The 25,104-nt window shown below is 44.5% G+C and carries 19 protein-coding genes and 1 pseudogene; 12 read left to right on the top strand and 8 right to left on the bottom strand.

Annotated features, from left to right (window positions below):
• The first annotated feature begins 34 nt into the window (after window positions 1–34).
• The 3 genes from AB4517_RS04430 (at window position 35) to AB4517_RS04420 (ending at window position 2,662) form a co-directional block, all read left to right on the top strand.
• Complete coding sequence (locus tag AB4517_RS04430; RefSeq protein WP_372147957.1) at window positions 35–1,036, top strand: lipid A deacylase LpxR family protein; 1,002 nt, start codon at window positions 35–37, stop codon at window positions 1,034–1,036.
• A gap of 164 nt (window positions 1,037–1,200) precedes the next feature.
• Complete coding sequence (gene pflA / locus AB4517_RS04425; RefSeq protein WP_010437353.1) at window positions 1,201–1,941, top strand: pyruvate formate lyase 1-activating protein; 741 nt, start codon at window positions 1,201–1,203, stop codon at window positions 1,939–1,941.
• Between the two features lie 220 nt (window positions 1,942–2,161).
• A complete protein-coding gene (locus AB4517_RS04420; protein WP_017066932.1) occupies window positions 2,162–2,662 on the top strand; it encodes a YfbU family protein in 501 nt (166 codons plus the stop codon).
• Between the two features lie 107 nt (window positions 2,663–2,769).
• Here AB4517_RS04420 and AB4517_RS04415 read toward each other — a convergent pair.
• Window positions 2,770–2,910, bottom strand: a pseudogene (locus tag AB4517_RS04415) (MipA/OmpV family protein); the annotation flags it as partial.
• Between the two features lie 379 nt (window positions 2,911–3,289).
• Between AB4517_RS04415 and AB4517_RS04410 the strand changes: the two are divergent.
• From AB4517_RS04410 to AB4517_RS04400, 3 genes are all read left to right on the top strand, one after another.
• Window positions 3,290–5,224: a PrkA family serine protein kinase gene (locus AB4517_RS04410; RefSeq protein WP_017062132.1), complete on the top strand. Its 1,935-nt coding sequence runs from the start codon at window positions 3,290–3,292 to the stop codon at window positions 5,222–5,224.
• A 127-nt stretch (window positions 5,225–5,351) separates the two neighbouring features.
• Window positions 5,352–6,623 carry a YeaH/YhbH family protein gene (locus tag AB4517_RS04405; protein ID WP_017062133.1) on the top strand — a complete coding sequence of 424 codons (1,272 nt, stop codon included), beginning with the start codon at window positions 5,352–5,354 and terminating at the stop codon, window positions 6,621–6,623.
• 11 nt (window positions 6,624–6,634) lie between these two features.
• Window positions 6,635–8,197 carry a SpoVR family protein gene (locus AB4517_RS04400; protein ID WP_017062134.1) on the top strand — a complete coding sequence of 521 codons (1,563 nt, stop codon included), beginning with the start codon at window positions 6,635–6,637 and terminating at the stop codon, window positions 8,195–8,197.
• Window positions 8,198–8,388: 191 nt separating this feature from the next.
• On the opposite strand, the gene sohB is transcribed toward AB4517_RS04400, so the two are convergent.
• Complete coding sequence (sohB, locus tag AB4517_RS04395; protein ID WP_009849001.1) at window positions 8,389–9,450, bottom strand: protease SohB; 1,062 nt, start codon at window positions 9,448–9,450, stop codon at window positions 8,389–8,391.
• Window positions 9,451–9,593: 143 nt separating this feature from the next.
• On the opposite strand from sohB, the gene AB4517_RS04390 reads away from it, so the two are divergent.
• The 4 genes from AB4517_RS04390 (at window position 9,594) to AB4517_RS04375 (ending at window position 15,999) form a co-directional block, all read left to right on the top strand.
• The gene (locus AB4517_RS04390) at window positions 9,594–10,334 is read left to right on the top strand and encodes a YciK family oxidoreductase (RefSeq protein ID WP_017062135.1); all 741 of its coding nucleotides are present in this window, start codon (window positions 9,594–9,596) and stop codon (window positions 10,332–10,334) included.
• Window positions 10,335–10,652: 318 nt separating this feature from the next.
• Window positions 10,653–11,360 carry a translesion DNA synthesis-associated protein ImuA gene (imuA, locus tag AB4517_RS04385; RefSeq protein ID WP_372147955.1) on the top strand — a complete coding sequence of 236 codons (708 nt, stop codon included), beginning with the start codon at window positions 10,653–10,655 and terminating at the stop codon, window positions 11,358–11,360.
• 3 nt (window positions 11,361–11,363) lie between these two features.
• Window positions 11,364–12,833, top strand: a complete 1,470-nt coding sequence (locus AB4517_RS04380) for a DNA polymerase Y family protein (RefSeq protein WP_102319685.1) — start codon at window positions 11,364–11,366, stop codon at window positions 12,831–12,833.
• Window positions 12,834–12,906: 73 nt separating this feature from the next.
• Window positions 12,907–15,999, top strand: a complete 3,093-nt coding sequence (locus AB4517_RS04375) for an error-prone DNA polymerase (protein WP_372147953.1) — start codon at window positions 12,907–12,909, stop codon at window positions 15,997–15,999.
• A 333-nt stretch (window positions 16,000–16,332) separates the two neighbouring features.
• Here AB4517_RS04375 and AB4517_RS04370 read toward each other — a convergent pair whose 3' ends face one another.
• On the bottom strand, window positions 16,333–17,274 hold the full coding sequence (locus AB4517_RS04370) for a chemotaxis protein CheV (RefSeq protein WP_372147952.1): 942 nt from the start codon (window positions 17,272–17,274) through the stop codon (window positions 16,333–16,335).
• A gap of 168 nt (window positions 17,275–17,442) precedes the next feature.
• Window positions 17,443–18,660, bottom strand: coding sequence for an ROK family protein (locus AB4517_RS04365; protein ID WP_017062140.1), 1,218 nt, complete (start codon window positions 18,658–18,660; stop codon window positions 17,443–17,445).
• A gap of 319 nt (window positions 18,661–18,979) precedes the next feature.
• Between AB4517_RS04365 and pyk the strand changes: the two genes are divergently transcribed.
• Window positions 18,980–20,428, top strand: a complete 1,449-nt coding sequence (gene pyk, locus AB4517_RS04360) for a pyruvate kinase (RefSeq protein ID WP_017062141.1) — start codon at window positions 18,980–18,982, stop codon at window positions 20,426–20,428.
• 159 nt (window positions 20,429–20,587) lie between these two features.
• Here the strand turns inward: pyk and AB4517_RS04355 are convergent, their stop codons facing one another.
• Window positions 20,588–21,802 (bottom strand): patatin family protein, encoded by a 1,215-nt coding sequence (locus tag AB4517_RS04355; RefSeq protein ID WP_017063485.1) that lies wholly within the window; start codon window positions 21,800–21,802, stop codon window positions 20,588–20,590.
• A gap of 41 nt (window positions 21,803–21,843) precedes the next feature.
• Window positions 21,844–21,933 carry a YnhF family membrane protein gene (locus AB4517_RS04350; protein ID WP_100214626.1) on the bottom strand — a complete coding sequence of 30 codons (90 nt, stop codon included), beginning with the start codon at window positions 21,931–21,933 and terminating at the stop codon, window positions 21,844–21,846.
• Window positions 21,934–22,078: 145 nt separating this feature from the next.
• Between AB4517_RS04350 and AB4517_RS04345 the strand changes: the two genes are divergently transcribed.
• The gene (locus tag AB4517_RS04345; protein WP_017067207.1) at window positions 22,079–22,672 is read left to right on the top strand and encodes an outer membrane beta-barrel protein; all 594 of its coding nucleotides are present in this window, start codon (window positions 22,079–22,081) and stop codon (window positions 22,670–22,672) included.
• 92 nt (window positions 22,673–22,764) lie between these two features.
• On the opposite strand, the gene AB4517_RS04340 is transcribed toward AB4517_RS04345, so the two are convergent.
• The gene (locus AB4517_RS04340) at window positions 22,765–23,169 is read right to left on the bottom strand and encodes a hypothetical protein (RefSeq protein WP_017062144.1); all 405 of its coding nucleotides are present in this window, start codon (window positions 23,167–23,169) and stop codon (window positions 22,765–22,767) included.
• A gap of 229 nt (window positions 23,170–23,398) precedes the next feature.
• Window positions 23,399–24,829, bottom strand: a complete 1,431-nt coding sequence (gene ptsG / locus AB4517_RS04335; RefSeq protein ID WP_017062145.1) for a PTS glucose transporter subunit IIBC — start codon at window positions 24,827–24,829, stop codon at window positions 23,399–23,401.
• Between the last annotated feature and the right edge of the window lie 275 nt (window positions 24,830–25,104).

The raw sequence follows: 25,104 nt of genomic DNA, 5'->3' as shown, positions 1-25,104 counted from the left end.
ATATCGCGGTTCATAATTTAAGAGTAACTGCTCCATGAAATACCTGCGTTGTTTACCCCTGATTCTTCTCTCTTTCTCATCTTTAGCCTCTGAGCGTTCTACGTTAACTTTTGCTTTAGATAATGATGGTATTTTTGGTGTCGACCAAGACTATACCAACGGCTTATTTCTGGGTTACACATCATCAAGTATTACGCCATATAACTGGGTAAAACCATTGAGTCTTTCCTACTGGGGCGCAAGCTCTCTAGACAAGTGGGAAATCACCATTGGCCACAAGATGTATACGCCTTCTGACATTGAGTTAGAAACGCCATCGCCTAATGATCGCCCATACGCAGGTTACCTTCACACTGAATTCAATTACATCAGCTTAAACCCACAGCAAGCCCAGCGTTTTAATATCACGTTTGGTACTACGGGCGAACGTGCACTGTCTGAAGATGCTCAAAAGCTGGTTCACTCAATCACTAAGTCGGATGAGCCGATGGGTTGGGAATACCAAGTCGATGATGAATGGGCGGGAAGCGTTGGTTACCTAAGCAATTTCAACCTAATGCGTAATCAAGCTCTTGCGAATACTGACTACGAAATCTCTAACGTTTCTGAAATCAACGTCGGTAACTTTAGAAGTGACATTTCAACGGGCTTCATGTTTCGTTGGGGTACAGACTTAGGCGGTAACTTTGGTGCAGCTAACATCACCACAGAAAACCCATTCAAACCGGGCATGATCGGCGCATCAAACGCTGGTTGGTTTACCTATGCAGGCCTCGAAGGTCGCTACCGATTCAACGACCTGACTATCGAAGGCGATCGCTCAGGTGTTGATGAGTACGCTAATAAAAACAACGAAGATCCAGCGATCTACGATGTGACTTTAGAGAACATTCAAGCAACTGCTGTATTGGGTGTCGCTTGGTATAACCGATACGTTGGTGCCTCTTTAGCGCTAACCGCAAAAACACCGGATTACGAAGAAGCGAAAGAGTCAGTGTACACCACTGGCGGTATCACAATGTTTGCTTTCTTCTAGCCACCAGTAAGGGCTTTCGTCCTTTACTTTTCAAGTTTAATAAAGGCAATCATCTTCACAGGTGGTTGCCTTTATTTTTAAAGGTCTCGTTACCATTTGACCCTATTTTATGTACCGTTTTTGTAATAAAATAAACGGTATAAATTCCTCTACGAGAATAGCTCATGTCTACAACTGGTCGCATTCACTCATTCGAATCTTGTGGTACTGTCGATGGCCCTGGTATCCGCTTTATTGTGTTTCTTCAAGGCTGCTTAATGCGTTGTATGTACTGTCATAACCGTGATACATGGGATCTTCATGACGGAAAGGAAGTAACGGTCGAAGAGATCATCAACGAAGCAAAATCATACCGTCATTTCATGAAAGCATCGGGCGGTGGTATCACCTGTTCTGGTGGTGAAGCGATGCTACAACCTGAGTTTGTTCGTGATTTTTTCCGCGCAGCTCAAGCTGAAGGCATCCACACTTGTCTTGATACTAATGGCTACATTCGTAAGCACACTGAAGTGGTTGACGAAGTACTAGAAGCCTCTGATCTAGTGATGCTCGATCTTAAGCACATGCGAGATGAGATTCACCACGATTTCATTGGTGTATCAAACAGACGTACTCTGGATTTTGCGCGCTACCTACACAAAATCGGTAAGAAGACGTGGATTCGTTATGTGATTGTCCCTGGCTACACGGACACGCCTGAAGATGCTCATCTGCTAGGTGAATTCATCAAAGACATGGATAACATCGAGAAAGTAGAGCTGCTTCCATACCATAAGCTGGGTGCACATAAGTGGGAAGCACTTGGTTTTGACTACCCTCTTGAAGGTACAAACCCGCCAAGCAAAGAGAAAATGGACGAGATTGTTGCTGTTCTTAGCCAGTACCATTCAAACGTAAAATACTAATCTAGACTGACGTTCATAGTGATTTCAAGCGCCTCAATTTCGATTGGGGCGTTTTCTTTTCGAGCCAAACAATCCTTTCACTTTTCTTTACAACTTTTGTTTATCAATTCAAAAAATCATATTAAATCCGTGTTGAGATCATGTTTCCACTCGTAGGAATGCTGTTACTCTTACTGCAACAAAAGAATACAACATTTAGTTTTTTAGTGAGGCTCCTCCCATGGAAATGACCAATGCTCAGCGTCTAATTCTATCAAATCAATACTACCTAATGTCTCAAATGGATCCTGAGAACTCCGCTAAATACCAACGTCTACAAACGATTGTAGAACGTGGTTACGAACTCCAAATGCGTGAGCTTAACAAAGAGTTTGGTTGTTTGACTGAAGCAGAATGTCGCGAAATTATCGACATCATGGAGATGTACCATGCAATGCAAGAGTCGAACAAAATGCTTGCAGAGCAAGAGCGTGCTGAAGTAGACCAACGTCGCCTGCAGTTCTTAGGTTTTGATATCGCTTCTGAAGCGCAGATCGTACACTACGTGCGTTTCCTTGTTGATTCTGAAGGTCTTTACCCTCAATTCGACAAAGCCGATCACCACTTCAATAGCCAGATGCCAATGCTAGAGAAGTACCGTCGCATGCTAACAACATGGCGCAACTGCCCTCGTCAGTACCACCTATGTGCGACAGAGCTATCTCAAATCTTTAGCGCTTAATTCGTTAATAGATCAGCGATAACTTTTAAAAAGTTTCAAGAAAAAGGGTTACTCATCATGAGTAACCCTTTTTTAATGTTCGCACACAAAGAGAAAAACCAAAGCAACTAGAAAACGTAAGCAACACCAACGTTCGCGGCCATGTTGATACCACTTTCAAGTATTGGGCTATTCTCTATATCACCTTCAAGGTTGGTATAACGAACGCCACCAGTTACTCGAACATTTGGCGTAACATGCAGATAGCCACTATTTTGAACCCATTATTCTTCACTACATCTACCTATTTATTGAGCAATTTTTGATAACTTCTCGCATTATATGGTACTCCATTCCAAAAAATCAATAGAGCCCAGTTATACATCTAATGCACATAAATCCATTGTGAGTATTGTTAAGCGACCTAAAATCTCAAAACAAACGGCCAGATCCCCTCGAATGTAAAATAATTTGATTCTACGCGCCTCAAGTTGCCTATTGCGCTCGCCACGTTTTTCACACGCAAAATTGTAAATAAATACATAATTGTTAAGCAAAATTGTGGAAGCGGTCTAACCTTAAAATGTAGGGAGAGCCTATTTTTCAATCGCTCGTCAGTTTTGACTGGTTAACAAGGGGAATGTGACTATGAGTATCTTTGACCACTATCAATCACGTTATGAAGCAGCCAAGGAAGAAGAGCTGACATTGCAGGAGTTCTTAGGGCTGTGTAAAGACGATAAAAGTGCTTACGCTAATGCTGCCGAGCGCTTATTACTAGCCATTGGCGAACCAGAGGTTATTGACACTGCTCAAGACCCTCAACTGAGTCGTATTTTCTCGAACCGTGTCATCTCACGCTACAGCGAATTTAAAGATTTCTACGGTATGGAAGATGCGATTGAACAGATTGTTTCTTACTTAAAACATGCTGCGCAAGGTTTAGAAGAACGTAAACAAATCCTTTACCTACTTGGCCCTGTGGGCGGTGGTAAATCTTCTCTCGCTGAAAAACTCAAAGCCCTGATGCAGAAACTACCAATCTATGTATTGTCTGCTGACGGTGAACGAAGCCCAGTAAACGATCACCCATTCTGTCTATTCGACGTTAACGAAGACGGCGACTTATTGAAGAATGAATATGGCATTGAGAAACGCTATCTTCGCTCAATTATGTCTCCGTGGGCAGCAAAACGTCTGCACGATTTTGGCGGTGATATTTCCAAATTCAAAGTCATCAAACTGCGCCCTTCTATTCTCGATCAAGTTGCGATCGCGAAAACGGAGCCAGGTGATGAAAACAACCAAGATATCTCGTCTCTGGTTGGTAAAGTTGATATTCGTAAACTTGAACACTTCTCTCAAGATGATCCTGATGCCTACAGCTACTCTGGTGCGCTTTGTAAAGCCAACCAAGGTGTGATGGAATTCGTGGAGATGTTCAAAGCGCCAATCAAAGTATTACACCCTCTACTTACGGCAACACAAGAAGGTAACTTCAACGGTACCGAAGGGCTTTCTGCACTGCCATTTGACGGTATGATTCTCGCTCACTCGAACGAATCTGAGTGGCAGACCTTCCGTAACAACAAAAACAACGAAGCATTCCTCGACCGTGTGTACATTGTAAAAGTCCCTTACTGTCTGCGTGTGTCTGAAGAAGTTAAGATCTACAAGAAACTGCTTGAGCACAGTGAGCTATCCCAAGCGCCTTGCTCACCAAGCACACTCGATCTGCTATCGCAATTCAGCATTCTTTCTAGACTAAAAGAGCCTGAAAACTCATCTCTATTCTCTAAGATGCGTGTTTACGATGGTGAGACTCTAAAAGACACCGATCCAAAAGCGAAGAGCTACCAAGAGTACCGAGATTATGCTGGCGTTGACGAAGGCATGTCTGGGCTATCAACGCGTTTCGCCTTTAAGATCCTGTCTCGTGTGTTTAACTTCGACCAAGCCGAAGTGGCCGCGAACCCAGTGCACCTGTTCTACGTTATTGAGCAGCAAATCGAACGGGAGCAGTTCCCTCAAGAGACCGCCGAGAAGTACCTAGAGTTCTTGAAAGGATACCTAGTGCCACGCTACGTAGAGTTCATCGGTAAAGAAATTCAAACCGCTTATCTAGAGTCTTACTCTGAGTACGGTCAGAATATCTTCGACCGCTATGTCACCTACGCAGATTTCTGGATTCAAGACCAAGAGTACCGCGACCCAGAAACAGGCCAACTATTTGACCGTGCTTCTCTGAATGGTGAACTAGAGAAAATCGAGAAGACAGCCGGTATCAGTAACCCTAAAGACTTCCGAAATGAGATTGTGAACTTTGTGCTTCGTGCCAAAGCCAACAATAACGGTCAAAACCCAGTGTGGACGAGCTACGAGAAACTGCGCACTGTGATTGAGAAGAAAATGTTCTCTAACACAGAAGAGCTACTTCCTGTTATTTCGTTCAATGCTAAGACCTCAACGGATGATCAGAAAAAACATGACGACTTCGTTGCTCGTATGATGGAAAAAGGCTACACCGAGAAGCAAGTGAGACTGCTATCTGAGTGGTACCTAAGAGTTCGTAAATCCTCATAACTAAACGGTATTGAGCTGCTCAACTGAGCAGCTCGTATAAACCAATAACTTTTATACCTTAGTAAATCAATAACTCTTATACCCGAATAAAAAGTAGGATCGCGACATCAGCTGAGAGGGAGTTCTTATGGCACAATTTATCGATCGGAGGCTCAATGGCAAAAATAAGAGTGCTGTGAATAGACAGCGTTTCTTACGACGCCATAAAGAGCAAATCAAAGAATCTGTGGCCGATGCAGTTAACCGACGCTCAATCACCAATACAGAAACAGGTGAAGACGTCACTATTCCCCATAAAGACATCAAAGAGCCGAACTTTCACCAAGGTCAAGGCGGCGTAAGAGAGCGCGTTCACCCAGGTAATGATCAGTTCATCACTGGCGATAAAATCGAACGCCCTAAAGGTGGTGGTCAAGGTGGTGGCTCAGGCCAAGGCGACGCAAGCCCTGATGGCGAAGGCCAAGATGAATTTACCTTCCAAATTTCAAAAGATGAGTATCTTGATATTCTCTTTGAAGATTTAGCTCTACCTAATCTAGAGAAAAATCAGGTCAACAAAATCACCGAATGGAAAACTCACCGCTCTGGTTACCAAAGCGCGGGGATTCCATCCAACATCGCTATCGTTCGTTCACTACAGCAATCTCTGGCTCGTAGAACCGCGATGACAGCAGGTAAAAAGCGCGAGCTTAACCTACTGATGGAACAGCTTGACCAAGTTAAAATGACGGAGCCGGCACAACCTTTTGAGGAAGGTCGCCTCAAAGAAGAGATTGCCGAGTTACGTAAAAAGATTGAAAGCGTGCCGTTCATTGACACCTTCGACTTACGTTTTAAAAACTACGAGAAGCGCCCTATTCCATCTAGCCAAGCCGTGATGTTCTGTCTAATGGATGTATCGGGCTCTATGGATCAGGCCACAAAAGATATTGCGAAGCGCTTTTATGTTCTTCTGTATCTGTTCTTAAATCGCACCTACGAAAACGTCGATGTTGTGTTTATTCGTCACCATACTCAGGCTAAAGAGGTCGACGAACATGAGTTTTTCTACTCACAAGAAACGGGTGGCACCATTGTTTCAAGCGCACTGAAACTGATGAAGGAAATTGTCGCAGACCGCTACCCTGCTAATGAGTGGAACATCTATGCAGCACAAGCCTCTGATGGCGATAACTGGGCTGATGACTCTCCTCGCTGTAAAGAGTTACTGGTCAATACGCTTCTGCCAACTTGCCAATATTACTCTTACATCGAAATAACACGCCGCTCTCATCAAACACTTTGGCACGAATACGAAAAACTCGAGAGTAGCTTTGACAACTTCGCCATGAAAAACATTAAAACGGTGGATGATATTTTTCCTGTGTTTAGAGAACTGTTCCAGAAAGAGACAGCGTAAGGGAGTTTGCCATGACAGCGAAATCAAACGTTGCAGAGAAAAACAAAGCTGCAAAAAAGAAAAACGACAAGATGCTGCCTGATGGTCCAGATTGGACGTTCAACCTCTTGGAGAAATACCACGTAGAAATCAAACGTGTTGCGCAGCATTACCGTTTAGATACTTACCCAAACCAGATTGAAGTGATTACTTCAGAACAGATGATGGATGCCTACTCGAGCATTGGTATGCCTATCAATTACAACCACTGGTCTTTTGGTAAGAAATTCATTCAAACCGAGCAAAACTACAAGCATGGCCAAATGGGCTTGGCATACGAAATCGTAATCAACTCCGATCCTTGTATCGCTTACCTGATGGAAGAGAACACGGTCACAATGCAGGCGCTGGTAATGGCTCACGCTTGTTATGGCCACAACTCTTTCTTTAAAGGCAACTACCTGTTCCAAACATGGACCGATGCCAGTTCCATCATCGATTACTTGTTGTTTGCTAAGAAGTACATCAGTGGTTGTGAAGAGAAATATGGTGTTGCTGAAGTCGAGCAGCTCCTTGATTCTTGTCACGCACTGATGAATTACGGCGTAGACCGATACAAACGCCCTGAGAAGATTTCCATTGCAGAAGAGACAGCAAGACAAGAAGAACGCGAAGCTTATCTGCAATCTCAAGTGAATGAGCTATGGCGAACCGTTCCTCAAAATAAAAGTAAGGAAGAAGAGACCAAGATCCGCTTTCCTAGCGAGCCTCAAGAAAACATTCTCTACTTTATCGAGAAGAACGCACCACTGCTTGAACCTTGGCAACGAGAGTGTGTTCGCATCGTTCGCAAAGTGAGCCAATACTTCTACCCTCAAAAACAAACTCAAGTGATGAACGAAGGCTGGGCAACCTTCTGGCATTACACCATTCTTAACCACCTTTACGACGAAGGCTTGGTGAGTGATAAGTTCATCTTAGAATTCCTACACAGCCATACCAGTGTCGTCGCACAACCCGCCTACAACAGCCCTTATTTCAGCGGAATAAACCCTTATGCGCTTGGCTTTGCGATGTTTAGAGACATCCGACGCATCTGTGAAGAGCCAACCGATGAAGATAGAGAGTGGTTCCCTGAGTTAGCCGGAAGTGATTGGTTAGAAGCGGTGCACTTTGCGATGCACAACTTCAAAGATGAAAGTTTCATCAGCCAATACCTTTCTCCAAAAATCATTCGAGACTTTAAGCTGTTCTCTGTACTCGACGACGACCGTAAAAATACCATTGAGGTGAGTGCTATTCATGATGATCCGGGCTATCGCCTGATTCGTGAGAAGCTTGCGGCGCAATACAACCTAAGTAACCTTGAACCAAACATTCAGGTGTTTAATGTCGATGTTCGTGGTGACCGCTCAATGACACTGCAATATGTGCCTCACGACCGCATCCCGCTTGATAAAGGCTACGACGAAGTGATGAAGCATCTCTATCGCTTGTGGGGCTTTGATGTGATTTTGGAAGAGCTCAAAGATACGGGTCATAGAGAGATTCTGACTACTTGTCCAAAACGTAATGATTATGGAGCCAAGATTTAATATCAATCACAGTAAGTCAGTGTTTGGTATAAAACTCCGCTCCCCCTACAACATAGTGGTCACCCGCTCGGAAGTGGAGCAATAAAAAAACGCATAAGTCTGATGACTTATGCGCTTTCTTTTTAAGGCTCAAACGTCTGTAAATGAACGTAAGGCACCAAGCCTAGAACTAGAACTAGAACTCAATAAGCTTAAACAATCGGCTTTTGACCGCGTTCAATCAGCTTCATCAACACGCTGTCTGCAGATTTACCTGCCACGCCCGCTAGTTTGTCTGAAAGCTTTTTCTTCTGTACGTAGTGGATCGCTAGAACCGTTTTGTCCTTACATGCCGCTACGACTAAGTCATCAGAAGTGCTGATCTCATCCACCAGTCCAAGTTCATGTGCTTGTGTACCAAACCAGTGTTCACCCGTTGCTACTTTTTCAAGATCTAACGCAGGACGATGGTCACGGATGAAGTCTTTGAATAGGCCATGTGTCTCTTCTAGCTCTTCTTTAAACTTCTCACGTGCTTTATCGCTGTTCTCACCAAACATAGTAAGCGTGCGTTTGTACTCACCCGCCGTTAGCTGCTCGAACTCAATATCGTGCTTTTTAAGTAGTTTGTTGAAGTTTGGCAGTTGAGCGATAACACCAATAGAGCCAACAATAGCAAACGGTGCAGATACAATTTTGTCTGCGATACATGCCATCATGTAACCGCCGCTTGCCGCCACTTTGTCTACCGAGATAGTCAGAGGCAAACCTGCCGCTTTGATACGATCAAGTTGAGAAGATGCTAAACCATAGCCGTGAACCATGCCACCGCCAGACTCAAGTTTCAGCAATACTTCATCACCTTCACGAGCCACAGCCAGAACCGCCGTTACCTCTTCACGTAATGAAGCCACTTCTTTCGCATCAATGCTGCCGTTAAAATCAAGAACGAATAGATGTGGTTCACGCTTACTATCAAGCTCACCCTCTTTCGCTGCTTTCTTCACTTCTTTACCGCGTGATTTTACTTTCTCTTTTTCCGCTTTCTTTTCTGCTTTATCACGGGCTTTGATGAAAGCATCATCATGTAGATGGTGCTCTAGTTGTTCAATCGTCTGTTTATGATGTTCAGATAGGTTCGTGATTTCCAGCTCACCTTTAATCGCGCTTGATTTCCCACCCACAGATTTAGCAATCACTAAAATTGCGATGATGGCGATTACAACGGTCGCAATCTTGGCTAAAAACAAGCCGTAGTCCAACAAAAATTCCAATGTCATATCCCCTATTGTATGAATTAGTGTATTGTAACCATCTTGTCACGATTACCAAGAATTTCTCATCATTCCTGCGGTTATCTGTGTGATTAAACATCAATGGAATGACGAACATAATAAAAGAAAGAAGGATAAGCACAGTGGATTACCCAATCTCTACAGATGCCCTCAAAGATAAAGTAATTTTGGTTACAGGTGCCGGTGCTGGCATTGGTCGCCAAGCAGCACTAAGCTTCGCTCAACATGGTGCAACTGTCATTCTGTTAGGCCGCAATGTTAAAAACCTTGAATTCATTTACGATGAAATCGAAAGCGCTGGTTACCCACAACCTGCGATTATCCCATTGGATTTAAAAGGTGCGACAAAGCAGAACTACGTTGATATGGCTGAAACCATTCAATCACAGTTCGGTCGTTTAGACGGTCTACTTCATAATGCTGGCGTTCTTGGCACTCTGAGCCCGTTTGAGCAGATTGATGAAGAAACCTTTGATGATGTTATGCAGATCAATGTGAAGTCTGAGTTCTTGATGACTCAAGCTCTGCTACCTGCACTTAAAAAAGCAGAAGCAGGTCGTATCGTATTTACTTCTTCAACGGTTGGTCACTCTGGCCGTGCATTCTGGGGCACTTACGCAATTTCTAAGTTTGCTACCGAAGGTATGATGCAGATCCTAGCGGACGAGCTTGAAGACACGAACATCCGTGTTAACGCAATCAATCCAGGCGGCACTCAAACACGTATGCGTGCAAAAGCGTACCCAGGAGAAGATGCGAATAAGCTAAAAACGCCACTCGACATCATCCCACTGTACCTACACTTAATGAACCCAAGTGTGACAGACATTAATGGCCAATGTATCGATGCTCAACCTAAGTAACTTGATATCATTGACCAATAGTAAAAAGTCGCTTCCATAGCGGCTTTTTTTGTATCTAAATCAATCAACTAACACTGATACCAATCGTAGTAAATAACTGGTCATCCTAGCTTGTTAAAACACTCGATAACGGCGTTAGAAATTTTGATTGTAGAATAACTACTTATCGAAAATTTCTGCCTTGTTCTCAAGCATTTTTCCTGCGCTATTTATGATCACTTACTTACTGTGATTGGTATTATTCCCCTAATTTTCGTCATTTTGCTTTGCATCTTTTTCATTGTTAAATATACTGTATAAATATACAGGTATTTAATTATGCATGAACTAATAAAAAACTTACAAGACCGCCAGCTAATCTGGAAAGGGTTACAATCAACAACGCAAGGAAGCACCACTTCAACAGGCTATCCTCAACTGGATAAACAGCTTGATGGCGGCTTCCCGACGCACGGCGTTATTGAAGTTGAATCACAACAAGGGATCGGCGAGCTTCGCCTACTGACGCCCTATTTATCTCAACAAAACTCGCAAAAACTGGCCATATTCATTAACCCGCCAGGGAAGATCTGTGCTGAGTTTTTTAACAGCCAAGGCATTGAATTAGAAAACATTCTCGTTATCCAGCCTCAACGCGATCTCGATGCGTTGTGGGCAGCTGAGCAGTGCCTCAAAAGTGGTGCTTGCCATTCTGTATTGTTATGGGGAACCGATCTCGAAATTCACCAAACCAAACGCCTACAAGCAGCAAGCGAAACCGGTAAGTGCCTGCAATTTCACTTTAAAGCCACCAGCCATAATCAATTATCCCTGCCCGTTTCCTTAAGCATGAAACTCTCTTCTCACGCGCAGGGATTAAAGGTTGAAGTGACTAAGAGAAAAGGCAGCTGGTCGTATGGCAGCTTTATTCTAGACATGACACACTACTGGCCGTTACTCACAGAGAAAGTCGTTTATGAAGACAATTCAGACCGCGCTTTGTCTGGTAACACTGTGCTGGCTTTTCCTATTGCGAAGCAAGGCTAACGTATGTTGTGGCTTTATCTGCACTTTCCATCTCTGCAGTTGGATACCTTGTTTAACTCTAATGAATTGGGTTCGAGCGAAGACTCACGCGAACAACCTATTATCATCGTGGATGAAAAAGATCACCATGTACTGCAAGCAAACCCAGCTGCGCTGCAATCGGGAATTTCGCTTGGTATGGGCTTAGGGTCTGCAGCAGCTTTGTGCCACAACTTACACGTCCACCCTTACAGTATTGAACTGGAGAAAAGTAAGCTTAAAGAGATCGCTCAATGGGCGTATCTGGTCACTTCCGACATGGCGTTATTGCCACCTAATGGTTTGTTGATTAAAGCCTCTAACATGCTGTCACTTTACGACGGGCTAGATAACTACTGGCATGAGCTCAAAAGCCACTTAGAAACGCTCAATATCCAGTTCAGCTTCGCTACGGGTTATTCGCCGCTTTCTGCGATCCTTTTGGGTAAGCAAGCGATCAACCAAGCAACAAACAATATTGAGCAGATGAAAACTTGGGTCAATCAACAAGCATTAATTTCCAGTGAGCTACCGACCAAGCAAGTGGAACGCCTGAACCGTGTCGGTATCAATACCGTTGAAGACTTATTAAAGCTGCCTTTGCAAGAGGTCGCACGCCGCTTTGATATCGACTTGGTGAATTATGTCGGTCGCCTTAACGGCCAGTTCAAGCACCCGATTGATTTCTATCATCCACCAGAGAATTTCCAGCAATATTTGGAGCTATTGTTTGATATTGAAAACATCCTATTTATCGAAAAGCCGTTGCTGAAATTACTGAATCAACTCGAATGTTTTTTGAAGCTACGCGATCGAGTGGCTTTCGAGTTAACTCTGACTTTACACCTAAGAGATAAAGACGATCACCCTGTCTCTTTTTATTCGGCACAAGGTGATTACCTTGCTGAAAAATGGGCGAACCTTACTCATCTCACCTTAGAGTCACTCAAGCTCACCGCACCGGTTCAAGGACTGACCCTCAGCTTGGTTCGTCATGGAGAACCCCAAATGGCCTACCATGATCTTTTTGATGGTAATACCGGAACACTTGCCGCGTTAGATTTGCTCTCACTACTGCAAGCAAAGCTTGGACAAGCCTGTATTCAAACACCAAAAATACAGCACGACCCAAGGCCAGAAAAGGCCAATCAGTATTCGCTCCCAACACTGAGTAAGTCTGTGACAAAAAGGCAAACACCCCCAGAGAGCGAGCAACAAACCATAGCTCTCAGCGTCGTTCAACAGCGGCTCAGGCCCAGTATTTTACTGCCAGAGCCCGAAGCCTTAACCGAAAGCGTCACCTTATCTCAAGGCCCAGAGCGCATTGTCTCTGGCTGGTGGGACGGAGAGAAGGTCATTCGTGACTACTTTATTGCTCACAGCGAAAACGGTCGGTGGCTCTGGATATTTAGAACGCCAGATAAGCAGTGGTTTTTGCACGGCTTATTTAGCTAGTCTGTTCTACTGATTCAATTTCAGCGTCCCTTTTCAATCATGTTCACTCGCAATGGTTAAGTGAGATTACTTTATGTCTCAGCAATACTCAGAGCTTTTCTGTCAAAGCAATTACTCCTTTCTAGAGGGAGCTTCGCATGCGGAAGAGCTTGTTTTACAGGCCGACTTCTTACGTTACAAAGCACTCGCGGTTACTGATGAGTGCTCAGTCGCGGGCATCGTTAAGGTTCACTCTGCGATCAAGCAACATAAACTATCACTCAAGCAAATTGTCGGGAGCATGTTTTGGCTAAATGAAGAGTGCCAAGTGGTCTTGATATGCCCAAACAGACAAGCCTACGCCGAGCTGTGCCGTATAATTACCAACGCGAGACGTCGTAGCAGCAAGGGACATTATCAGCTCTCTGAGTGGGATATCATGTCGGCTAAACACTGCTTTATTCTTTGGCTTCCTCAACAGAAAAATGAAGACGTGCACTGGGGGCAATGGCTATCCCAGCATCATTCAGGTCGGTTGTGGATTGGCTTACAAAGACACCTAAAGCAAACCGACCAGCAGTACACAGATTACTGCGTTGAGCTGTCACAACATCATCAACTGCCAATAACAGCTTGTGGTGGTGTGTTGATGCACAACGCGAATCGCTTACCCTTGCAGCACTCACTTACTGCGATAAAATATCAAAAGCCAATTACCGAAGTGGGCAGTCACTTACTCGCTAATGCCGAGCGTTGTTTGCGAAGTATCAATAAGCTCTCCCATATTTTCAAAGCTGAGTGGCTAGAAGAGAGCAACCGAATCTCCGAGTTGTGTGAATTTGATTTAGATAGCTTGCGCTACGAATATCCCAGTGAGCTGATCCCTCAAGGTGAAACACCCATGAGTTATCTGCGCATGTTGGTCGAAAAGGGAAAACGAGCTCGCTTCCCACAAGGTGTACCTAACGACATCCAACAGATCATAGAGAAAGAATTGGGGTTAATTGGCGAGCTTGACTACCCTTTCTTTTTTCTCACTATCCACGACATCGTGATGTTTGCTAAAAGCCAAGGCATTCTTTACCAAGGTCGAGGTTCAGCGGCCAATTCCGTGGTCTGTTACTGTCTAGAAATCACCTCTGTCGACCCAAGACAGATCTCGGTGCTGTTTGAGCGTTTCATCAGTAAAGAGCGCGATGAGCCGCCTGATATTGATGTCGATTTTGAACATGAACGCCGCGAAGAAGTTATTCAATACATCTACCAAAAATACGGTAGAGAACGGGCTGCACTTGCCGCAACGGTCATCTCTTATCGCTTTAAAAGTGCGGTAAGAGATGTCGGTAAAGCATTGGGGCTACAAGAAACTCAGCTCGACTACTTCATCAAGAACACCAACCGTAGGGACAAAAGCTTAGGTTGGCAGGCTCAGCTCACTCAATTGGGGCTACAACCTGATTCTTTGAAGGGACAACAGTTTATCCACTTGGTGAATGAGATCATCGGCTTCCCACGTCACTTATCTCAACATGTCGGTGGCTTTGTCATATCTTCAGGGCCTTTGTATGAACTGGTTCCCGTCGAGAATGCCGCAATGCACGATCGAACCATTATCCAATGGGATAAGGACGATCTAGAAACCTTGGGGCTGCTGAAAGTTGATGTGCTCGCGTTGGGTATGCTCTCTGCGATTCGTAAATGTTTCGACCTGATCAAACGTATTCACGGGCGATCACTGACCATTGCAGAGATCACTCGCCTTAAGGACGATCCTCAAGTTTACGGCATGATTCAACGAGCAGACACAGTCGGGATATTCCAAATTGAGTCACGCGCACAAATGAGCATGCTGCCAAGGCTTAAACCGAAGACTTATTACGACTTGGTGATTCAAATCGCTATCGTACGCCCAGGTCCTATTCAGGGCGATATGGTGCATCCGTTTCTCAAGCGTCGAGATGGCATTGAGCCAATCAGTTATCCATCTAAAGATGTGGAATCAGTACTGTCGCGCACCTTGGGTGTACCGATATTCCAAGAGCAAGTGATCAAACTCGCGATGGTCGCTGCAGGGTTCACAGGCGGAGAAGCAGATCAACTCAGACGGGCAATGGCCGCTTGGAAGAAAAATGGCAACGTCTTTAAGTTTAAAAACAAACTCATCGAAGGAATGCAAAAGCGCGGCTATGAGACAGAGTTTGCTGAGCAGATCTTTAAACAGATATGCGGCTTTGGCGAGTACGGTTTTCCTGAAAGCCACTCCGCTTCGTTTGCGGTGTTAGCGTATTGCTCCGCTTGGTTGAAATGCTACTACCCAGAGTGCTTCTACGCTTCTCTGTTGAATAGCCAACCGATGGGGTTTTATAGCCCTTCACAGTTAGTACAAGACGCACAACGACACAATGTGGTGATACTTCCGGTATGTGTGAACGCTTCTCAAAACGACCACACGGTTGCCCCTCATCAGAATGGTCTAGCGATTCGCTTAGGGCTGCGACAAATCAAAGGATTCAGCGAGCATGGAATTCAAAGCGTGCTCGCCAATCGTCCACCATCCGGTTATCGCCACCCTAGTCAGGTGAAACAGTTATCGATGAATAAGAAAGATATCGAGCTACTGGCATCGGCCAATGCGCTACATAACGTTTCTGGAGACCGCTTCCAGACTCGCTGGGCGATCATGGACTCGGCGTCGGATTTACCTCTGTTTAGCCAAGCCTATGACGATGCTGAGGCAGGACATGACGAACATGTACTGCACAAGCCCAACGAGATGCAAGATCTACTCGAAGACTTCACCAGTGTCGGAATTTCATTGAACAAGCACCCCATCACTTTGCTCGAAGAAGCAGGACGATTAGGTCGATTCACACACATGAAAGATTTAATACAGCAAAGACACAAATCTATGGTCACCGTTGTCGGATTAGTCACAGGTAAACAATCTCCCGGCACCGCGGCAGGTGTCACCTTTGTTACGCTGGAAGATAGCACTGGCAATATTAATGTCGTGGTATGGGGAGCAACCGCACGCGCTCAACAGCAAGCTTATCTCACAGCCAAGGCGTTAAAAGTACAAGGGATATTAGAAAAAGAAGGTGAAGTCGTGCATGTTATCGCGGGAAAACTTATCGATATTACCGATGAAATTGTTGGCTTGAAAACCAAATCTCGGGATTTTCATTAGCGAAGTACCAACTGTTCTCAATCGATCATTGGCTAAAGAAAAGAGAGAAAGAAAAACGAAAAAGGGAAGCATCCGCTTCCCTTCAATTCCAGTTGTTGAGTTATGACTCAACTTCAGCTTCCGTACGTCTTTTCTTAAATTCCCTATACAGTAATAAGCTCAAAGTCATGACGACTTTAGACGTTAACCATATCATTAAGAGGAACTACCTTAGATTGTGTGTGAAAAATTACGCTAGTAGTTGAGCATATTTCGTTAAGAAAAATATGCTGCGTGAATATTAGCAAGCGTTTTCTATAAGGTCACTCAAAACAAACCGTACAGCAGCATTAATTATAAAATCTGACGCATTCGCTCTTGAGTCACTTCAACCAAGAGGTCTGGCTGGAACTTAGAAATAAAGCGGTTACACCCTACTTTCTCAACCATAGCTTCATTAAAACTTCCACTTAATGAAGTATTTAGCGTGATGAATAGGTCATGCATTCTTGGGTCAGTACGTACTTCGTGTGTCAGCTTGTAGCCGTCCATTTCAGGCATTTCAGCATCGGTGATCATCAACAATATTTCTTGATTGATGTCTTTGCCTTCATCACACCAGCCCTTAAGTAAGATCAGTGCTTCTAAGCCATCACAACACTCAATAATGTTCAAACCCAACTGCGACAAGGTGCCTTTGATCTGGTTACGCGCTGTTGAAGAGTCATCAACGATAAGCACATTGCGTCCTATCATCTCCTGAGCTAATTGTTCATCTAAAACGCCTTCAGAGATCGAGACATCGTAATCAATGATCTCAGCCAACACTTTCTCAACATCGATGATCTCGACGATCTTGTGCTGCTCTTCTTCTTGAATATGCGTAATAGCGGTTAGGTAGTTTGCACGGCCTGTTGTCTTTGGCGGCGGCTGGATTTCTGTCCATGTCGTGTTCACGATATTACGAACTTGCCCAACCAAGAAACCTTGTACGGTTCGGTTGTATTCCGTAATAATCAGGTTGCTCTCTTGAGACTCCGCACGAGATGGCGGAAAGCCAATGGCACTGCGTAAATCGATAACAGGCACCGATTCACCACGTAAAGACGCAACACCCGTAATATGATGATGAGAGCCCGGTAAGCGAGTGAGTACTGGCACTTTGAGGACTTCTTTCACTTTAAATACGTTAATCGCAAATAGTTGACGACTATTTAAGCTGAATAACAAGAGTTCCAGACGGTTTTCACCGACCAGTTTGGTTCTCTGATCAACCGAATTTAAAACGCCAGACATACAACACCTTAGTGACAAATAATAACTGTGGCTACAATAGCCTACTTCAATAGGTTAAAGCAAAGCGCCAATGCACAGAATGCTTAAACTAAGTACAACAAATGATGTTATACAAAGCTTAAGTACATGGAAAGGTTCAAGGTAAGGCTACAAGACGAGAAAAAGGGGTTAACCTTCAATAACTTTCATTAACAGTTGGCCATCGTATAAGGCCTGCTTGATGAGCGCAGCACCTGGCATGGTTGCCTGCTTATAAAAACGAGATTCCACCAGCTCTAAGTCTTTATGGTAAACCGATAGACTCTGCTCTTCGATACACTTTTGAATCGCCGGGTATAACACGCTCTTCGCCTGATTGATAACACCACCCACCAAGATTTTCTCTGGGTTGAACAGGTTAATCACAATCGCAATCGCAGAACCTAGATAACGGCCTAACTGTTCAATCACTTCGACAGCCAGCGGATCCCCATTAGCAGCGGCAGCACAGATCTGTTCAATAGTGACGTCTTCAAACACCGTTAGCGTTGATTCTTCACCATTTACCAATCGCTCTTTGACTTGCTCACGGATTGCCTGAGAACTCGCCACCGTTTCTAAACAGCCTCGATTACCACAGTGGCAAAGCTTGCCTTCTTTATCGATCTGGATATGCCCCAACTCACCGATGTTACCGTGACGTCCTTGCAGAACGCGACCATCAAGAATGATCCCGGCACCTAAACCGTGGTGAATCGAGATAAGAACAGAGTTGTCGTTGTCTTGTGAGTTACCAAACAGCTTTTCTGCTAATGCCCACGCTCGGGTATCATTGGCAATAAAAACTGGCAAACCGGTTTCTTTGTAGATCTCCGGCCCCAACGCTAAGTTTTCAACGTTATAGTGCGGCATCTGCAACACAATACCTTGCTCTGAATTCACCAGACCTGGCAGTGTGATAGCGATACTCGTCACCCTGTCGAGTTGCTCGGCATAGGTTTGGAAGAACTCATCGATTTCATGGAGAAGACGCGCAAGCACATCGTCTTGATCACGTTCATGGATATCAATCTTGGTATCGATAAGCACGTCGCCGCCCAATTCATGGAGCGCGATCGTCAAGTATCCGCGACCAAGACGCATCGACAAAAATTGCCAACCTTCGTTATTGGTTTGCAGACCGACAGCAGGACGCCCACGAGTCGTGGCTTCTTGAACCGTCGTTTCGTGAATAAGGTGAGCTTCAATGAGTTCACGGGTAATTTTAGTAATACTCGCCGGAGCCAACTCACTTTGCTTGGACAGATCGATACGAGAAATAGGACCTTTAAGGTCAATTAGTTTATATACACGACCAGCATTGACCTGTTTGATATGATCAATATGGCCCGGTTGAGCCATGTACATTTTACGCTCCAGAAATCATCAACGAGGTAATTTTTTTACTTTGCGAAGTAATTGTGAAGTCACTTGGTATATCGCCGTGACCAGTATCACGTATATACATGAATCTTTGTGTATCGAGTCAAATAGTTCGAGGAAAATTAACACCCACATCGATAATTTGCGACTTAATTTTCAGAATAAAACATCGCGTTTGAGCCCTGAATTCAATAATTAAAGGCAAATCAAGAAATATCCTCCTAGCTCCCAATAAATTATCAATTAATGCATATACTTAATTCAGTCTTTTAAAAGATTACTTGGCCTCACTCTAGGAGTATTCATGACAGCCGAATTAAGAAAAACGAAAATCGTCACAACGCTAGGCCCTTCTACTGATAAAGGTAACGTGCTTGAAGAGATCATCAAAGCCGGTGCCAATATTGTTCGTATGAACTTCTCTCACGGCACCAGCGACGACCATATACAACGCGCAGAAAAAGTCAGAGCAATAGCAAAAAGACACGGTACTCAAATCGCCATTCTCGGAGACTTACAAGGTCCCAAGATTCGTGTGTCGACATTCAAAGATGGCAAAATCCAACTTGCCGTAGGCGACCTGTTCACTCTCGATAGCAGCCTAGGTTTAGGTGAAGGCAATCAAGAAGCCGTTGGCCTTGATTACAAAGAACTGCCTAACGACGTATCCGCCGGCGATATACTGTTGCTTGACGATGGTCGTGTTCAACTCAAAGTAACCAAAGTGGAAGGCTGTCGCGTTCATACCGAAGTCATCATTGGCGGCCCACTCTCAAATAACAAAGGCATCAACAAAAAAGGGGGTGGCCTTTCCGCAGAAGCGCTAACAGAAAAAGACAAGCGCGACATCGTCACCGCCGCACAAATCAAAGTGGATTACCTAGCGGTGTCTTTCCCTCGTAATGGTGAAGACATGCACTATGCTCGTCAGCTTGCACGAGAAGCCGGCTTAGAAGCTCACCTCGTCGCAAAAGTGGAGCGAGCAGAGACAGTAGCTACAGTTGAGAACATGGATGACATCATAATGGCCTCAGATGTGGTCATGGTGGCTCGTGGTGACCTCGGAGTGGAAATTGGCGACCCTGAGTTAGTCGGAGTACAAAAACAGCTTATACGCCGTGCCAGAGCGCTTAACCGAACTGTCATCACCGCAACTCAGATGATGGAATCAATGATTTCTGCGCCAATGCCAACCCGTGCCGAAGTTATGGATGTTGCCAACGCCGTACTCGATGGCACCGATGCTGTGATGCTGTCTGGTGAAACTGCAGCTGGTGACTACCCAGTCGAGACCGTAAAATCGATGGCTGAAGTCTGTATTGGTGCGGAAAAAATGGCAGGCATTAATAACCAATCCAATTACCGTATTGACCGCACCTTTGTTACTGCCGAAGAAACCGTTTCGATGGCGACCATCTACTCTGCAAACCATATGGAAGGCATTAAAGGCGTTGTCACTCTCACCGAGTCAGGCCGCACCGCACTGATGATGTCTCGCCTGAGTGCCGACATGCCGATCTACGCGCTGTCTCGTAACGAAGGAACGCTTAATCGCTGTACCTTATACCGAGGTGTGACACCAATCTACTTCGAGACAGAAGCCGAAGACAGCTTTGACATTGCACTATCTACACTCACTTGCTTGAAAGAGAAAGGACACCTTAAGTTTGGTGACCTAGTGATCGTCACTCAAGGCGACATTATGGATGTAGCAGGGTCAACCAACTGTATGAGAATCTTGCCTGTCACCTAATATTTGACCTTAAGGCGAAACGATTCGCCTAATCTCAAAAACTTAAAAGGGTTATCGAACCAAGTTCAATAACCCTTTTTCATTTCAGAACACGACTCACTAAAATCTGCTTAAACAGCATAACGAGCTCACAGCATGCTAGCTCATCAACTTCGGGAATTAGTTACCCGCAGCAATGGTGGCTAACTGTGGCATATGCGAGTTGCGAGCGTTTTCCGTTGAGGTATAGGTCTCCACAAATCGGTAACCGGCTTCTAAACCCAATTCGTAATCATGCAGTAAATCATCTTTATGACTCATTAATGAGCTCGATTTAAGCGTTTGACTAGGTGCTATCTGAACCACAAACGCGTCGTCTGGTGGCGAATTCAAAAAATCCTGAGTCAATGAGTAGGTCTGATAATGCACCATCAGCATGTCAGCCAACCCTGAATCAAACTTATCTCCGATTAAATGACTTAAGCGATAAATATCATCTGCACCAAATAGCCAGCGACCACCGTTCAGCAGGTCTAAATGCCCACGGTCACGCTTCTGCTCTTTTGAGCGCATAATTTGTTGTTGGAAGAAAGAGGTCCAGTCGGTTTTCCACTGTTCCACTTTCTGTTGCCAATGGCCTTGAACACTGTCGAAAGATTCGCGGAACCACTCCAGTTCTTCTGCAGATATAGGTTTAGGCGCTTTGACTGAAGATCCCTTAACTGGTGCTTCAACCAAATGGGTATTACCTTCCTCCACCACTGGCTCAGTACGAATCACCACAATAGAACGAGCTTGTCTTCGCCAGGCTTCCTGAACTGGGATACACGCCGATACACCACCGTCCACATAAGCACTGTCACCAATAAAGACTTCGTCATTGTACAAGCGAGGAATAGCACAGGTCGCAATCATCACCTTGTACCAATCTTCGCCCAATAATGGGAAGTAGTGGTCTCGTAAGTCTTTGGAATCCGTTACAGCCGCATAGAAGTGGCGATCGCCTAGCGTTTGTCGCCCTAAATCCAGATCGAGCTTATATGGGTAAGCCATGATTTGTTCTAGCGCCCATTCTAATCCTAGGTTCTTTCTGTGTCGTATATAGGAAAAGAGATTGAAGAACTCTGGTGAGGTTGTGAGGTCGAGAACAAAAGAACGTCCAAGGCCTTTATCACGGCACAGATAAGCACATAAGTTGAGAGCACCTGCTGAGGTACCAAAAAATTCGTCGAAGGGGTCAAAATTTGAGAGAAGAAAGGCATCCAGCACTCCAGAAGTAAAAATACTTCTCTGTCCGCCACCTTGAGCGACCAGTGCTGTTTTTCCAGCAATAAACTTAGCGTAATAATCCAAGTCTATTGCTGTATCAATATTGGTTATAATCCCACTATTCATTATTCCCTGAGTATCAAAACTCAGCCTCGCAATAGATGGTATTAACTACCAATCGCAATAAAGCCAAATGAAAGAATGATCATGTAGATAAACACGGTAATTTGTAGGGCATTTTTCAGATTATGGTCCATAGACACCTCTGGTTTATTATTAATTTGTCGAGTCTCTATTTAAGTACTATCAGGTGTGTGAAGTATCTTCAAGAATCGTCGAAATTAGTCGCACAATATTGATGTAACCATCACAATTAGTAAGTGTATGGATAAGGATATACTCATGAATAACAAAGCAAATATGATGGCACTGATTACGCTTCTCTCCGTTTCAAGCGCGTATGCTTCGCCGGAGATCATCATTACACCTATGGTAGGTTATACCGGCGGTGGCAGTGTCGAAGACCAAGACGGTAAAACCTATGACATGAAAGGCTCTGAAAATTACACCTTTGCCATTGAAACGCCACTTGAAAAAGGACGCATCGGCTTCTTCTACTCCAATCAGAGCTCGGAATTAGAAACGCTTAACCTAAGCTCCTCCATCCAATACCTGCACCTTCAAAGCAGCATCTACTACCCTGCTTCGCCTGTGTTGTCGGGTTATCTAGGGCTAGGCCTGGGTGCTTCTTACGTCGATGTAGACTGGGCAAAAGATAAGTATGGATTCTCAACTTCTATCTTTGGTGGCTTAGAGTACAAATTTAGTGACCGACTAGCGTTGAACACACAAGTACGTTGGTTAGGCACGGTTGTCGACAACGATACCTCCGGTGTTTGTAATATCCCAAATAACGGGCAAGAGTGCATCATTCGCTTTGATACCGACTGGATGAACCAATTCCAAGCCAATGTCGGACTGAGTTTTACTTTCTAAGCGGCTCAATGAAGCAAAAATATAAGATCGGCCCAAACGAAAAAACCAGCTAAATGCTGGTTTTTTCATTATTAAAACGGTTTTAGTTCAGGTTAGAACTTATAGGTAACACCTAAAGCGCCGCCCACTTGCAACTCAACACCTTTATACATATCGAGTTCAGGGTGAACTTGAGCGTAAGCATTCCAACCTTCGTAGAAATTCACTTTCACGCCTAACGGCAAGCGTAAGCCAAAGTCGTCATTCCATTCAGCCCAAGCACCAGCACCGACGTACCAGCTCAACGGAGCTTCAGTCTCGAACTGACCACGCTTCAAAATGTAATCAAAGGCAGCGCCGTCATTGCCAATCGTAGCACGGTATTTCTGATCAAATTCCACAACGACACTCAGGTCTTGGTCAATGGCGAGTCCAACTTCCAAAGCTGGAGCTTCAGAAGCTTGAGCAAACGAGGCTCCGCTGCAGCACATAAGGCCGATCAAGTAACGATGTTTCATAATATTCTCAGACTGTATTTAAAAAACGGAAGTCTACTGGAATCTCAGCAAAAGGTGTCATCGCTGGGTAAAAGATAAAAGACACGAAAAATTTGGGAACGACCATCAAATGATCGAGTTGAATGATAAGTACCTGAGTTAATGGAGATTAAGCACAATAGATCTTTCATAGAGCAGAAAACAAAAAAGGAGGCCTTTCGGCCTCCTTTCAATTTATTGAATCAGAGAATTAACCGTTGTTACGGATCCACTCATCCATGTCTGTCTTAAGGTTGTCAGACTTAGTACCGAAGATAGCTTGTACGCCACCCGCTACTACTACAACACCTGCAGCGCCTAGTTTCTTCAGCTTGTCTTGGTCAACAAGAGCTGTATCAGCTACTGCAACACGTAGACGAGTAATACAAGCGTCAAGACCAGTGATGTTCGCTTTGCCACCGAATGCAGCAACTAGCTCACCAGCAAGTTCAGAACCAGTCGCAACTGACTCTTCTTCAGTCTCGTCTTCACGGCCTGGAGTTTTAAGGTCTAGAGCTTTAATCACAGTGCGGAATACGATGTAGTAAATTGCAGCGTAAGCAATACCACATACAACCATTAGGCCCATCTTAGACGCGTTGCCAGATAGAACTAGGAAGTCGATTAGACCGTGTGAGAAAGATGTACCGTGTACAAAACCTAGAGTGTTCGCAAGAACGTATGCAGAACCAGCTAGTAGAGCGTGGATTGCGTACAGTACTGGAGCAACGAATAGGAAAGAGAATTCGATTGGTTCAGTGATACCCGTTAGGAATGAAGTCAACGCAGCAGAAGCCATGATGCCCATTACTTTAGCGCGGTTTTCAGGCTTAGCTGAGTGTGCAATCGCGATTGCAGCAGCAGGTAGACCGAACATCTTGAACATGTAACCACCAGCTAGCTGACCGAAGCCATTGCCCGCTGCACGAGATGCGTCATCAGCAACTAAGTAACAAGTAAGAACACCGTTTTGAGTTTCGCCAGCAGCGTTTACACAAGTACCAGCTTCAAAGAAGAAAGGTACGTTCCAAACGTGGTGAAGACCAAATGGAATTAGAGAACGCTCAACAATACCGTAGATACCAAACGCCACTTGTGGGTTTTGGTGAGCAGCCCAATCAGAGAACGCAGAGATAGCGCCGCCAACTGGTGGCCATACTACAGATAGTAGGATTGCTAGACCAATCGCAGAGAAACCTGTGATGATTGGCACAGCACGCTTACCAGCGAAGAAGCCAAGGTACTCTGGTAGTTGAATACGGAAGAAACGGTTGAATGCCCAAGCAGCAACACCACCGACTAGGATACCACCTAGTACACCAGTATCGATTTTATCAACGCCCATTACACCAGCCATTACGCCAAGTGTAGCAGTCATGATGCCGTAACCAACGATAGCAGCTAGACCCGCTACACCATCGTTGTTAGTAAAGCCAAGTGCAACACCTACTGCGAACAGTAGTGCCATTTGACCGAATACTGAACCACCAGCTTGTTCCATTAAGTTTGAAACGATTTCTGGAATGAAAGGAAGATCTGCTGCACCGACACCTAGCAAAATACCCGCAACTGGTAAAACTGATACTGGAAGCATCAGAGACTTACCAACTTTCTGCAGGCTAGCAAAAAGGTTCTTAAACATGTTTATGCTCCTGATAAAGATAAAATAATTATATTGGGTTCTAACGGCACACCCCCGTAGCCTATATGTTAGCACCCTGCGAAAATGTAACCATGTATTGCATTATATTTTCTGCCGCTAAATATATATTGATGGGGAACTAACTTTCTAGTCACTTACGAAATTTAGTTTCAAAACACGTCTTGGATCACATGTCAAATCTAGAAATGCAATGCTTTACAAGTGTTTAATGCATTGAAATATATAAGTATTTTTCAAGAGCCCTATTATTTTAC

It is taken from the genome of Vibrio sp. 10N.222.52.C3 (genome assembly GCF_041474195.1).
GTDB classification, from domain to species: Bacteria; Pseudomonadota; Gammaproteobacteria; order Enterobacterales; family Vibrionaceae; genus Vibrio; species Vibrio crassostreae_C.
Note: the sequence above shows the minus strand (reverse complement) of the source record. Positions and strands in the feature narration are given on the sequence as shown.

What these genes read in the sequence shown, in the direction of transcription:
- AB4517_RS04350 (WP_100214626.1), bottom strand. Translation starts at nt 21,933, where the DNA reads ATGGACCATAATCTGAAAAATGCCCTACAAATTACCGTGTTTATCTAC.
- AB4517_RS04430 (WP_372147957.1), top strand. Translation starts at nt 35, where the DNA reads ATGAAATACCTGCGTTGTTTACCCCTGATTCTTCTCTCTTTCTCATCT.
- AB4517_RS04410 (WP_017062132.1), top strand. Translation starts at nt 3,290, where the DNA reads ATGAGTATCTTTGACCACTATCAATCACGTTATGAAGCAGCCAAGGAA.
- AB4517_RS04380 (WP_102319685.1), top strand. Translation starts at nt 11,364, where the DNA reads ATGTTGTGGCTTTATCTGCACTTTCCATCTCTGCAGTTGGATACCTTG.
- AB4517_RS04355 (WP_017063485.1), bottom strand. Translation starts at nt 21,802, where the DNA reads ATGAATAGTGGGATTATAACCAATATTGATACAGCAATAGACTTGGAT.
- AB4517_RS04370 (WP_372147952.1), bottom strand. Translation starts at nt 17,274, where the DNA reads ATGTCTGGCGTTTTAAATTCGGTTGATCAGAGAACCAAACTGGTCGGT.
- ptsG (WP_017062145.1), bottom strand. Translation starts at nt 24,829, where the DNA reads ATGTTTAAGAACCTTTTTGCTAGCCTGCAGAAAGTTGGTAAGTCTCTG.
- pflA (WP_010437353.1), top strand. Translation starts at nt 1,201, where the DNA reads ATGTCTACAACTGGTCGCATTCACTCATTCGAATCTTGTGGTACTGTC.
- AB4517_RS04365 (WP_017062140.1), bottom strand. Translation starts at nt 18,660, where the DNA reads ATGTACATGGCTCAACCGGGCCATATTGATCATATCAAACAGGTCAAT.
- AB4517_RS04405 (WP_017062133.1), top strand. Translation starts at nt 5,352, where the DNA reads ATGGCACAATTTATCGATCGGAGGCTCAATGGCAAAAATAAGAGTGCT.
- AB4517_RS04400 (WP_017062134.1), top strand. Translation starts at nt 6,635, where the DNA reads ATGACAGCGAAATCAAACGTTGCAGAGAAAAACAAAGCTGCAAAAAAG.
- imuA (WP_372147955.1), top strand. Translation starts at nt 10,653, where the DNA reads ATGCATGAACTAATAAAAAACTTACAAGACCGCCAGCTAATCTGGAAA.
- pyk (WP_017062141.1), top strand. Translation starts at nt 18,980, where the DNA reads ATGACAGCCGAATTAAGAAAAACGAAAATCGTCACAACGCTAGGCCCT.
- AB4517_RS04340 (WP_017062144.1), bottom strand. Translation starts at nt 23,169, where the DNA reads ATGAAACATCGTTACTTGATCGGCCTTATGTGCTGCAGCGGAGCCTCG.
- AB4517_RS04420 (WP_017066932.1), top strand. Translation starts at nt 2,162, where the DNA reads ATGGAAATGACCAATGCTCAGCGTCTAATTCTATCAAATCAATACTAC.
- AB4517_RS04375 (WP_372147953.1), top strand. Translation starts at nt 12,907, where the DNA reads ATGTCTCAGCAATACTCAGAGCTTTTCTGTCAAAGCAATTACTCCTTT.
- AB4517_RS04345 (WP_017067207.1), top strand. Translation starts at nt 22,079, where the DNA reads ATGAATAACAAAGCAAATATGATGGCACTGATTACGCTTCTCTCCGTT.